General features: G+C 52.3%; 10 protein-coding genes. 1 reads left to right on the top strand and 9 read right to left on the bottom strand.

From position 1 onward, the window contains the following. Positions 1–226: 226 nt before the first annotated feature. On the bottom strand, positions 227–1222 hold the full coding sequence (locus CRG97_RS06325; RefSeq protein WP_098742387.1) for an NAD-dependent epimerase/dehydratase family protein: 996 nt from the start codon (positions 1220–1222) through the stop codon (positions 227–229). 130 nt (positions 1223–1352) lie between these two features. After that, entirely contained in the window at positions 1353–1871 is a 519-nt protein-coding gene (locus CRG97_RS06320) for a TetR/AcrR family transcriptional regulator (RefSeq protein ID WP_098742276.1), read from the bottom strand. A 245-nt stretch (positions 1872–2116) separates the two neighbouring features. On the opposite strand from CRG97_RS06320, the gene CRG97_RS06315 reads away from it, so the two are divergent. Further along, complete coding sequence (locus tag CRG97_RS06315; RefSeq protein WP_098742275.1) at positions 2117–2587, top strand: DinB family protein; 471 nt, start codon at positions 2117–2119, stop codon at positions 2585–2587. A gap of 122 nt (positions 2588–2709) precedes the next feature. Here CRG97_RS06315 and CRG97_RS06310 read toward each other — a convergent pair whose 3' ends face one another. From CRG97_RS06310 to CRG97_RS06280, 7 genes are all read right to left on the bottom strand, one after another. Beyond that, positions 2710–3441, bottom strand: coding sequence for a nucleoside phosphorylase (locus CRG97_RS06310; RefSeq protein WP_098742274.1), 732 nt, complete (start codon positions 3439–3441; stop codon positions 2710–2712). A gap of 1 nt (position 3442) precedes the next feature. Beyond that, a complete protein-coding gene (locus tag CRG97_RS06305; protein WP_098742273.1) occupies positions 3443–4117 on the bottom strand; it encodes a sulfite oxidase-like oxidoreductase in 675 nt (224 codons plus the stop codon). Between the two features lie 92 nt (positions 4118–4209). Then, positions 4210–5133: an ABC transporter permease gene (locus tag CRG97_RS06300; RefSeq protein WP_098742272.1), complete on the bottom strand. Its 924-nt coding sequence runs from the start codon at positions 5131–5133 to the stop codon at positions 4210–4212. After that, a complete protein-coding gene (locus tag CRG97_RS06295) occupies positions 5117–6184 on the bottom strand; it encodes an ABC transporter permease (RefSeq protein ID WP_098742271.1) in 1068 nt (355 codons plus the stop codon). Before CRG97_RS06295 ends, CRG97_RS06300 begins: the two co-directional genes overlap by 17 nt. Further along, a complete protein-coding gene (locus CRG97_RS06290) occupies positions 6184–7677 on the bottom strand; it encodes an ABC transporter ATP-binding protein (protein ID WP_098742270.1) in 1494 nt (497 codons plus the stop codon). The genes CRG97_RS06295 and CRG97_RS06290 overlap by 1 nt, the downstream gene beginning before the upstream one ends. A gap of 69 nt (positions 7678–7746) precedes the next feature. Continuing rightward, the gene (locus CRG97_RS06285) at positions 7747–8790 is read right to left on the bottom strand and encodes a BMP family lipoprotein (RefSeq protein ID WP_076322823.1); all 1044 of its coding nucleotides are present in this window, start codon (positions 8788–8790) and stop codon (positions 7747–7749) included. Positions 8791–9153: 363 nt separating this feature from the next. Continuing rightward, positions 9154–13020, bottom strand: coding sequence for an RCC1 domain-containing protein (locus CRG97_RS06280; RefSeq protein ID WP_098742269.1), 3867 nt, complete (start codon positions 13018–13020; stop codon positions 9154–9156). Positions 13021–13050 lie beyond the last annotated feature (30 nt).

Genomic DNA, 13050 nt, shown 5'->3' with positions numbered 1-13050 from the left:
TTGGGCAAATGAAACTGATGGATATTCTCGAAATTTTTTTCGAGCCCATAAAAAAACACGCCAACCGTCTACGCAGTCAGCGTGCCTACCTATATTTAATCCCACAAGGAGAACAGCACCAGCAGAGTGGCTGTTATACCGAGCAAGACCGTGTGCCTGGAAAACCATATCGATATTATTGATTAATCAATTACATTTTTTCGTAAAAAACATCTGCATCATATCGTTATATCGTGGCTGCACTACGCTTTGCGTCTTCTGCTTCTCGAGCTTGTTTGTCCATTACACTCCTCATCGTTGCCGTAATTGCCTGCTCATGGGGCGTCCATTGAATCGGGCCTATCAAGCGTTCATATTTTTCACCGCTCAGCACTAGAGGTTCCTCGGTCAAATACAGCATCTCAACCACCTCTTTCATCACCGGATTGAATAACCCGATCAAAGATAGCCCGATTCGTCCCAGCGGCATAACGGTCTTGCGCTTTCCGGCAGCCTGCTGCGCCATACGCACCAGCTCATGACCTGAAATAACGCCGGGTCCGGGGATATGCCAGTTCTGCCCATAGGACTCCTCCCTTGTTGCAATCTCCACAATCATCCGGGCGGCATCGGGCAAATAGACGTACTCGCGGGGAACGCTCATATTGCCGATGAAAGCGGTCGGTTTGCCTGCCGCAATGGCTTCCATCGTGACGGATAGGTAAGATGCCTGCGCAGAAGGACCGTAATAGTCGGGAAGCCGTACGATAAGAGGTTCTGCCTTACGCCAACGCGACGAGAATATCAATTGCTCGTAGGCCAATCTCACTTTGCCCTTGCGGGTATGCGGTTTTTTGGGATGATCCTCCGTTACCTTTTCCATTAAGCGTCTGCCATAAGGATAGATTCCATCGATCACGACAACCTTTGCACCCAGCTTCTCTACTGCTGTCATGACCGATTCACCCAGCGGCAGCAGCCTGGACTCCATCTCGTGATAGGGTATGTTTGCACTGTGAAATATAACGTCCGCTCCGTCCCCGGCTCTTAGAATATCCTCCGGTTTAAAAGCATCTCCAATTTCCAGCGTAAGCAGAGGTGAATGGTCCACCTGCTCCGCCAGCTCATTCAGCTTCTTCGAGGAGCGGCCAAAGGCCACCGTTTGGACCCCACGCTTTACCAGCTCAACGGTTAATGGAGCTCCTACCCCACCTGTTGCACCCAAAACAATCGCTTTTTTCATCATCAATCTCTCCTCCATCTTATTTTGTTATTGATTGATCAATTACAATTACTTTTAAAAAAATGCCCTGCCTCCACCGCGCACTACCCATGCGGTACGCGGTGTGGCACAAAACGCGCCTGGACATGATCTATCTTATGGGCATCATATTCGGCATATCCATCGCCATGGCTACATTGCACAGCATGCCCCGGGCCAGAAAATCGGAGGTTTTCTTATCGGCATCCTCAAACCCCGCCCGCACAAAGGCATTCTCCACGAGATCCTTCACCTCATTCATTCCCTGCTGCATCGCTTCGCGGATGGACGCTTCCTGAATCGTCTGCGCTTGCATCTGGAGCAGAATCTCACTGCGATGCGATTGCACAATCCCTTCGTAAGCCTGAATCAAACCCAATTCCAGATTCTCTGAAGAAGCGGATTCGATCACCGCTTGAAATGCCTTCACGATGCGCTCCCAGGAAACAGCCAGCGATTCCACGAGCAGCGACTCCTTGGTAAAGAACCGATAGACGTAAGGCTGGGATATCGCTGCCCGTTCGGCAACCTGTGCCGTGGTCGCGCGGTAATATCCGATCTCTGCAAACACTTCGATGGCTGCCGCCACGATATCATTCCGCCGATTCGCAGAGGTTGACGCTCTAGCCATTTCTACCACCCTCCTTTCCCTCATTTAGTTTTATTATTGATTGACCAATTACTAATTGAACTCAGTATATACGGCCTCCTTTCTTTTTACAACTGCTTTTTTCAAAATGATCAAATACAACATCTGGCTATAACTTGCGCATAGGGAAGGAATCCGCTTTTTCTTATCGAATTGTTTTATGAACCGAGAATAAGCGGGCGCATATTCAAACACTTTATTCTGCAATCGATCAAGGAGGATGAATCATGAGTCATGAAGGTCAACAGCAATTCGAACGATGGCATAGACACCGTACGGTCTTGTTGCAACTGCTGCAGGACGTAAAGAGCGAGCATTTGGATTATAAACCGTGGGAGAACGCCTATACCTTGGGCGCATTAGCTGTTCATATTGCGGCGTCCTCGGATATGTTCCTGCGCTCCATTGCTAAAGGCTCGTTCTCTCCGCCTTCGATTTCCACCGAGTACGAAACCATCGATGACATTAGAAATATCGTGCAAGCTTCAACCGAATCGACTACGGCGGTTTTTGCTGAATTGTCCGACAGCCAGCTCGAGCAGCCGCTGGACTTTAACGGGTTCGTTGTCCCAGGAAAAGTGTGGCTGGGCACCATGGTCGACCACGAAATCCACCATAAAGGGCAATTATTCACTTACGTGCGGGCTGTCGGAATCGAAAAGGTTCCCTTCTTCACGGTCCAGCCGCCAAAGCAGTAACGATAGGTACGACTGGATTTGCAACTGCAAGCTTCTGATACTCATCCTGATTCATCATACTCAAAATAAAAAGCCGGGTTTCCTGCAGCTTACGCTCAGGAAATCCGGCTTTCTTGCCCTAACTAACCCTGCTTCGCCAGCTTCACCACAGCCTGCAAGGCCGTGCTAATCTCGCGTTCCACCGCGTCAGCGACCACATTCGTGTTCGGGTCGTACTCGGCCGCGAGATCGGCGTCGGCAAAGCCGTCCATTGCGACAATCGCACCGGCGCGAACGCCGCGGATCGACGCAACGACGTACAACGCCGCAATTTCCATCTCTACGCCAAGCGCTCCCGCTGCTTTATACTTCTGGTGCGGTACTTCTTCAACACCGTTAAAGAACACGTCCAGGGTTACAGTAATCCCCTTACGCACCACGCCTTCACCGATCGCAAGGGCGGATTCGTACAGCGCCTCCGCTACCTGGCTGTCCGCAACCGCTGGAAAGCCGTCCGGCACCAGCTGCTTCGTCAGGCCATCCGTACGGATCGCCGCGGTGCTGACGACAAGACTTCCCGCAGGAATATCCGCCCGATACGATCCGGCCGTGCCGACGCGAATCAGCGTTTTCGCCCCCGCGCGGATCAGCTCCTCGAAGCAAACCGCAGCTCCCGGACAACCAACGCCGTGGCTGGTTACCGCAAGCTCTACGCCTTCATATGTCCCCACGAAGGTGCGGTATTCCCGGCTGAACGCGAGTTCGCGCGCGTTTGTAAGCTTGCGGGAAATGGTCTCCGCACGCTTGGGATCGCCACAGACGATCCCAAATTCAGGTATATCCTCTGAGTTCACTTGCAAAATAGGCATCAACATATTAGTCAAACTCCTTATGTGTCCATTCGTCTTCAGGTATATCCAGTGCCTCGCCGCTAAACCGTTCTTCCTTGAACGGGTCCGCTTCATTGTGGAAACCGTTGCGTTCCCAGAAGCCCGGGCGGTCTTCCTTCATAAACTCAATGCCGCGCAGCCATTTGGCGCTCTTCCAGAAGTAGCGATGCGGCACAACCGTGCGCAGCGGCCAGCCATGCTTGTCCGTCAGCGGTTCGCCGTTAAAGCGATAGGCCAGCAGCACATCGTCCTTGAGCAGATCCTCGATAGGTACATTCGTATCATAATCGGGATCGGCATGAAACATGACGTATTTGGCATCCGGCTTGATCTTCAGCCCCGCCAGGAAATCCCGGAACAGGACTCCCTCCCAAACCGTATCGAATTTGGACCAGCGCGTGACACAGTGAATATCGGTGTTCACGGTCACCGTTGGCATCGCCATGATATCTTCATAAGAAAACGTCCGTTCCTCTTCGACTTCGCCGAATACCTTGAGCGTCCATTCCGACATGTCGTAATGAGGAACCTCCCCTTCGTGCAAAATGGGGAATTTCTCGGTCAGCGTCTGCCCCGGCGGCAGCTTGGCACGCTGCTCCTCGGTCAGGTTGCCCACCGCCACTGGCTTCATTTTTTTCAATCGTTCTGCTTTTTTGTGCACCAAGTTCATCTCCTTAACGCTTTGTCGGCTTTCGCATCCGCTGATCGTCTAAGATGACGAATTCTCTTGTTGTCACGGCGCAGCGTACGCACCTATCTGGAACTTGAGCCCTGCTTCAGTGCATCCTGCTGAAAGCTTTTGTCCTTAAAGAAGAACATCGCCAGAATCGTGACGACATAAGGCAGCATCTGCGTGAAATGCGTAGGCAGCGCCAGTCCCTGGAACCTTATGCTGAGCGCATCCATGAAGCCAAACAGCAGGCTTGCCGCCGTTACTCCAAGCGGACCCGATTGGCCCAGCATCGTGGCTACGAGGGCAATAAAGCCCCGTCCAGCCGTCATGCCTTCCGTAAACATCGTCACCTGTCCAAGCGACAACTGGGCACCGGCAAGCGCACACAACACACCGCTCGCCAGCACGGCTCCATACTGATACCGTCTTACACGTATGCCCACGCTTTTGGCAGCGAGCGGATTCTCGCCGGCAGCCAGGAACCGGAAGCCGCTCTTCGTGCGATAGAAATAATACCACATCAAACCGGCAATCAAAAATGACAGATAAACGAGCGGCGTCAAACCCGCCAGTATCGGACCGATCACCGGAATATCCTCGATAATCGGAATGTTCCATTTGGGCAGCCCAACCATCGTATTGTCATAAAATGCACCTTTTACATCAAAAATAGCCCGTAAACTAAACGTGGTCAATCCAGCCGCCAAGGCATTCATCGCGATACCGACCACAATGACGTTCGCCTGCAGATTGATGCTGAGATAAGCAAATATAAAAGAGAAAATCGAAACGATCACAATCGCGAACAAAATCGCATAAAAGACGTTGCCAAAGAAGTGGTTCCCCACCACGGCGGAAAAAGCGCCAAGCAGCATAAAGCCTTCCAAACCGACGTTGAACAGTCCGACGCGCGAACACAGGGCACCGCCGAGGGCCGCAAGCAAGATCGGAGTGAGCACCCGGAGGGCCGAGTTGATTAAGGCAAGATCAAACAGCTGTTCCATCGGATTTGTTCCCCTTTCTGCGCTTCAGGAAGCTGTAAGTGAATCGGGCGGAGATAAACAGAATCAGCACGGCTTGGATAATCGCTCCTACCTCAAGCGGCACTTCCGTATTCCGTTCCACGCCCATACCGCCTGTCTGCAGCGCGGCCAAAAAGATCGAGGCAATCAGCGTGCCGATCGGATGCGATCCTGCCAACAATGCAGCCATAATGCCCGTCCAGGCATAGTCGGCTGTAGATAATGCACCATCGATATAACGATACTGAGAGCCCAGAATTTCAACGGCGCCGCCAAGACCGGCCAAGCCGCCGCTGAAGAACATGGCGCCAAGCATCATCGGCCCGCGCTTAACCCCGCCAAACAGAGCAAACAGCGGATTTCCGCCAAGCATCCGTACCTCGTAACCGATCACGGAGCGCTTCAAAAGTACGAATATAATCAACGCGGCCAGCACCGCGAGCACAAAGCCTACATGCAGCGGCATACCGGAGATTAGCTTCGGCAGCCAGACGCTGTTATCCAGCATTTCGGATTGCGCCATCGCAGCCGAACCCGAACGGTCCTTCAGCGGATAGGCGACCAGATAGCCTGCAAACAATACGGCCACATAATTCAGCAGCAGCGTAGAGATCAGCAAGTTCACCCGGAACCTGGAATCAAAGTATCCGGCCATCACGGACCACAATCCACCTGCAACAATACCGGCAAGAATTGCAACGATACACACCAGCCAGCCCGGGCCCGGCATATACAATCCGACCAATGCGGCAGAAAGCGCGCCAAACACCATCTGACCTTCGGCACCAAGGTTAAAGAACCCTGCACGGAATGCAAACGCCGCACCCAGACCAATCAGAATAATCGGGGTCGCCCGGGACAACGTATTCGTGAAGAAATACATGCCGCCGAAGGCACCTTTCCACATCTCCGCGTAAGTCTGCAGGATATCGCCACCGGCAATCATGATCGCAATGGCCCCGGCGAGCAGTCCAACAATGATCGCGGCAATCGGCTGGAGCAGCGGAAGCGTAAATTTTGTCCATTTATTCATTACAAGGTACCTCCCGCCATCAGCAGTCCCAACTTCTCTTCTGTCGCTTCCTTCGCCGACAGCTCGCCCGCAATCCGGCCTTCAAACATTACCAGAACCCGGTCAGACAGCTTCAAAATTTCCGTTAATTCCGACGATACCACCAGAATTCCCGTCCCCTCTTCACGCCGTTTGAGCAGCTCGCCATGGATCGTCTCCATAGCCCCGATGTCGACGCCGCGCGTCGGTTCGGCAGCGATCAGGAACGGGGTTCCCTGCTCCAGTTCCCGTGCGACGATCAGCTTCTGCAGATTGCCGCCGGATAAATATTGCGTGCTGGTCTCCAGGGAGCCCGTCTTGATCGAGAACTTCTGAACCCACCCGGAAACTAACGAACGAATGTCCTTCAGATTAAGGAAGCCGCCCTTCTGCAAGCGGCGGTGGTGCCCCATAAGCCCGGTATCCATCACGGTTGCCGTTCGATTAGCACCCCATACATAGCGATCCTCCGGAATATGGGCTAATCCGTGCTCCCGTACTTCTCTTGTCGACATGCCGGTTACGTCCTTACCCGAAACGGCAATCCGTCCGCTGTCCGGCTGAGCCAGACCGGAGATCACCTGCAGCAGTTCGGATTGCCCGTTGCCGGAAATACCGGCAATCCCGACAATCTCGCCTGCCCGCACTTCCAGGTTTACGCCGTCGAGAACCGGTTTTCCTTTTGTTCCGCGGATCGAAACATCCGATACTTCCAGCACCTTCTCGCCCGGCGTGATCGGCTTACGATCTAGCTCTATGAGCTCGCGGCCGACCATGAGACGGGAAAGCTGATGGGCATCGGTGTTCCCCTTCTCCACAACGCCCGTGACGGCACCGTCACGGAGCACCGTGATGCGATCAGCCACATCAAGGACCTCGTTCAATTTATGACTTATCAGAATAAAGCTCTTTCCCTGTTTGGAGAGCTGTTTAATGGCATCCAGGAGCTCCTGCACCTCGAGCGGCGTCAACACGCCCGTTGGCTCATCCAATATAATGATTTCGGCGCCCTGATACAGCACCTTCAATATTTCAACCCGCTGCTGCACGCCAGGCGCGCTGCTGCTTACGATTGCGCGGGGATCCACCTTCATTCCGTATTGATCACAAAGACCCTCAACAATCTTCACGGCTTGCTTGCGGTCAAACCTGGCACCTGATCCCGGCTCATTGCCGATCACGATATTCTCGGCGATCGTAAACGTAGGAAACAGCATGAAGTGCTGGTGCACCATACCGATGCCGCCCTGAATCGCGCCCACCGGGCTTGCAAACGAAACTTCCTTGCCATTCAGCCGAATCGTACCCGAGGTTGGCTGCTCCATCCCGTACAATATCCGCATCAGCGTTGTTTTGCCTGCACCATTCTCCCCGACGATCGCATGAACTTCACCCGCACGCAGCGAAAAATCAATGCCGCGGTTTGCGCTAAACTCGCCATACTTTTTCGTAATATTGTCCATCTGGAGTAGCATCGAGTCATGCCTTCCTTTCGCTTCTGAATGAAAGACCGACTGCTCATGTGCAGCCGGTCCAGGTGAGAACTAATTTTGTTCCAATGCGTTGGTTACTTTAATCTTTCCGGCGATAATATCGTCGGAAATCACCTTAAGCTGATCCACGATGTCTTGTCCAATGAATGGGTTAAGCGGTGTTTTGCTCTCATGGGTTACGTAAGTAAGACCCACACCGCCTTCTTTCAGACCGTAATCACGAATATCGAATGAGTATTTGTCTTCTGCAAAGTCTTTAACCGTTTCGTAGACAACAGCGTCTGTACCTTTCAATTGAGCAAGCACAACGTGCTCGGGATCCGTGCCCGTGTTATCCGTATCTTGTCCTGAAGCGTAGAAGCCTTTCTCTTTCGCGGCTTCGAATACGCCCAAATCACCAACAGCGGAAAGGCCTGCAACGAAATCGGCACCTTTGGAGTTCTGCAGGAGTGCGAGTTCCTTCGCTTTAGCCGGATCTGTGAAACCGCCGACGTAGTTAACGAAAATTTCAACGTTAGGGTTTACCGATTTTGCACCTTCTGCAAAGCCGGTCATATATTTATGCATAATAGGAATGTCGTCTGCAACCACGTTGCCAACCTTGTTGGTCTTCGTAGCCAATCCAGCTGCTGCACCAAGCAGATAAGCTGCTTCATGTTCACGGAATACGACGCTGCGGACATTCGGCAAATCCACTACCGTATCGATAATGGCAAAAGGCACGTCCGGATTCTCCGGTGCAACCTTCTTCAGTGCATCTTCCATCTGGAAGGTGGATGTGATAATCAAATCATATTTTTCAGCAACCGCCGTACGCAGGTTTTGCTCAATCGAGGCCGGGTCTGTCGATTCAATCGTTTTCACTTCGACATTGAAATCGGCAGCAGCCTTCTGCAATCCTTCGTCCATCAATGCAAAGAAAGGATTCACGCCGATCTTCTCAGGGAGAACAAGTGCAATGCGTTTCTTATCTTGAGATCCTTCTGAACCGCCATTAGCTGCACCATTGTCAGTAGACTTATCATTATTGCCGCAACCTGCAAGCAATCCAACGGATAATACGAGTGTTAATAGAATTGACCATGTCTTTTTCATTTCCTGACCTTATCCTCCTAAGTGAGCACTTTTTATACTATTATCCTATGGTATAGACAAGCAGATGTCAAAACAAAAATTTTAGCGTTTTATGTAGTTTAATGTGTTTTTTAGCAAAAATTTGGCGGAAAACTGCCGATATCACAGAACATTACCTTATCAAAATGTCGAGAATGTTCGGAAATTGCCAACATTTGAGCAAGCGTTTTCTACAGAGATCAGCATGAAAACGCATTATTTTCAAATTGTTGGCAGCTTATATGCTGCTTTTCCTTTTCATTCACGCAGAAAGGGATGCCTAATGGCATCCCCTGCAAATATATGAAATGTTCTAAGATCCGACCCTATGTTAATCCCGCTGAATCAATCGATCAGCTCTGCTGCCTTCAATAACCGCTGCAGCATTACGGCCGCCTCGCCGCGGGACAGCTTCTGCAGCGGCTTAAGCCCTGCGTCGGCTCCATGGACTATTCCTTGCTGCACAAGCGCGGCAGCAGCCGGTCTGGCCCAAGCGGACAGATCTTGGAGATCTTTAAAAGAGGAAAGGATATCAGCTGATTCCATCTCATTCACTGTACTTGTTATACCTGCCAGCTTCATCACTCTACCCATAACCACTATGGCCTCTTGGCGCGTAATCCCTTGAGTTGGCCGAAAACGGCCGTCCTCATACCCCTGAAGAAGCTCATACTGTACGGCTTGTGCAATGACGCCGCTATACCAGTCGCCTGCGCTGACATCCTGAAAAGCAGGGATTTCGCCCTTCACCTCGTGCAAACCGAGTGCCCTGACGATCATGGCAGCAAACTCCGCACGATTCACATGAGCGTCCGGAGCGAAAAGGGTCATCTCAGGCTGATTCGCACCCGTGTTTGTGGGTTCCTTCACTCGGCCGTTTCCATCGAGGATCAATCGCGAAGCCAGATCGTTCACGGCATCCTTGGACCAATGAAACGAAACATCGGCAACGCTCACTTGATGAGATATGAGAGCAACGGTTCCAGTAGCGAGACGGTGCAGAACGGCCTCGCTGCCATCCTTCTTCATCTCTATTCGCGTCGGAATATGATGGAAATCTCCATTCTCATCCACCCGGGCAGCCGTAGTAATATGGCCTGACGCTCCCTGTGACCATGAAATCCGCTGCTCCACATACTGTGGAAACGGATCTAATTGCAGGGATATGTCCTGAACTTTAGCTGTAATTTCAAAATCGACAGGCAAACCGACAAGGGTTATGCCGGATTGCAGCGCCGCCTTCTGAACAGCCTTTACCTTAGCTGCATCGCTGGCAGCCATCGTCAGAGTCACCAACATTTGATCCGCCGCTATCGGCTTATCCAAACTTCCCGACTTCTGCCAGCGCGATGACGCCATCACGGCAGCAGGAACATGGAAGGTACCGAGAACGGATCGGATTTCAATGGCGCCCTGCTTAGCATCAAGAAGGTCAATTGCAGCACCGCTTATTTCCAGGTAGACATGATCCGCAGGCTGTGCAAGCGCAATGACGATGACCGGATTGTAGTCCACGGTCTTTAAACGGGCTTCCAGCTTTGCCGTATCCAGCTTCATCGAAACGACGGTATGTCCATCTGTCTCATGGAACAAGCCTGTAACCATCCCTTCCTGAGATTCATCGTTTAGCGTAACTCTGACATTCACTCTATTCTCTGCTGGCGTGGCACTGCCTGATGAACCTGAATTTGCGTATCCTGAGCCGGAGCCAGTACCTCCAGGAGATAAACCTCCTCCCGGTTCTTCAGGCGTTACACCTCCGCCTCCGGTTGACGACGCTCTTGTCACCATCACTCTATATTTCAGATGCTGGCCATCCGGCGCCGTCACAACGACCTCGATTATATGGTTACCGACGGAAACCGGGAGTTCCGGGCTCTCCTGACCGGAGAAAATATCGATCGGCCCCACTTCCAAATCCCCGGCTTCCCCGTACACGCTGACCGTTACCTGTACACGAGCGTCATACACCTGGGCAGTCACCGTAAGGCGATCCGTTTCATTGGCTATCTGTGCCTTATAGTCATAATGGTATCTATCGAATTCAGGGCTCAGACCCACTTCCGCTCCAGGTGAATTCAGCGCCAATGCTTGCAAGGTGGCGTCATACGGCGTGGTCGCAGGCTCCCTGACCGTAAAGCTCCAGGTATCCCCGCCTTGAATTCCGGCAAAATAGGTACCCGAATGGTTACCGGTAAAAGCCCCAGACTCGATCTCGACATAATAAGTCGTTCCATAGTCGAAAGCAGTCAACGGATCCAGGGTCAACGTGTTCCCGAGAACCGAGACTTTACCTGCATCAGCAGCATCGATGGTCTCCACGACGCGCTGATCCGAAGCTTGCCTAATCGTAATCGATTTACCGGACACAGCCGTCACTTCTTCATTAAAGACAACCTGCAAGGTCGCATCTCTTTCAACCCCGACAGACTGATGAGCCGGCGTATACGATCCCGCCGTAAGTTCGGTTGGTGCCGGGTTCGCACTCCATTTGGCATACAGCGTGACATCCTGCGTACCAAATATAAGCTTGCCTCCAGCCGGATAATCGATCCCGCTTCCATCGGCCTCCGTATTCCAGCCGACGAAGGTATATCCATCCTTGCCCAGTTGGCCCGTATTGCCCGCCACAACCGTTTCGTCGCCTTTGGCAAACAAACCGCTGCTTGCCGGAACATTCCCCGTGGCATTTCCGTTGCCATCATAGATTAACGAGTAGATTTGTGGCCATTTCGTTGTCACTTTCAGCATACGGTATGCGCTTTTTCTGCCGACGGCATCTTTGGCGATGACATTAAAATAATAATCCGTGCCTTCCGCAAGTCCGTTTACCGCAAGTGCGGTTTGATCCGCCGTGTAGCTTCCGATCGGCTTTCCATACCTCTCCATTTGACTTACGTCCCCGATATTGGGGCTGCCTGACGAATATAATAGATACTGCAATTCGTACTGCTCCGTCATATTGTCCAAGGCCTTAGGCCACTCCAATCCAACCGAATCCGCCGTAATGCTGTAAGGATTCAGAATCCCACTGCTCGTATCCGGCGCCGTGGTATCCAGCACGGCCTTCGTCAGGGTAGGAATATCCCTGGTATTGTTGTAGGTTCCATCCCCGATTTGCCCTCCGGAGTTAGAGCCCCATGCCCAGACGGTTCCATCCTTCTTCATTGCCACGCTATGAAAACCGCCAGCGGAAATTTCACGAACATGCTCGATCCCTGACACAGAGACCGGAATTAGGCTGGAAACATTCGAGCCCAGACCGAGCTGCTTCTGACTGTTATCCCCCCAGCTCCATACGTTTCCTGCTTGGTCCACTGCAAGACTGTGGTACCCACCGCCTGCAACCGCCACAATATGCTCCAGGTTTCTAACCTGCACCGGTCTCGTTCGGTTTGTTCTCGTGCCGTCACCAAGCATGCCGTATGTATTTTTTCCCCATGCCCATACGGTGCCGTCTTGTTTAACGGCCAAACTATGAGACCCCCCGGCGGCAATCGCAATGACGTCTGTCAGCCCGGCAACCTGTACCGGTATGTATCGATCCGTCGTCGTTCCATCGCCAAGCTCCCCGTCTCCGTTCACGCCCCAGGCCCATATGGTACCGTCCGATTTCAGCGCAAGACTGTAATATCCTCCAGTCGCAATAGCCGTCACATCGTTCAAACCGGTCACCTGAACCGGGAAGTTTTGTTGTATCGTCGTTCCATTGCCCAGCTCTCCGTTGACGTTTCTCCCCCAAGTCCATACGCTTCCGTTCTCTGAAAGTGCCATGCCGTGATAGCCCAATCCGCCGGATATGGCCTTGATCCCGCTTAAACCCGCAACTTGTGTGGGGGCGTTCACATTCGTTGTCGTTCCAATTCCCAACTGTCCGTTCTCGTTCGCCCCCCAGGTCCACACCGTTCCGTCCTGGCGGAGCGCCATGGAGCTGCGGACGCCGGAATGAATGTCAATGACATGGTTCAAACCCTTCGCCATGACCGGAGTGATCCGGGTGCTCCAGCTGCCGTCGCCCAGCTGTCCCCTGTCTCCATACCCCCATGAATAAACCTCGCCGCTGCTTACAAGCGAAGCGGTATGATAGTAACCGGCAACAAGCTTCGGTGCAACCGCGGTGGCTGCGAAGGCTTGCCGGTATCCGAATACCCAATCCATCTGCATCAACAGCAAAGCTATACATAGCAGGATTTTCCCTGAACGCCTTAACATAAATCTCCTCCCTCATTTCATCAGCGCTTA

Origin of the sequence: Paenibacillus sp. EZ-K15 (genome assembly GCF_002573715.1) — a bacterium.
Lineage (GTDB): Bacteria > Bacillota > Bacilli > Paenibacillales > Paenibacillaceae > Paenibacillus_AQ.
This window is presented reverse-complemented; position numbering and strand designations above follow the sequence as displayed.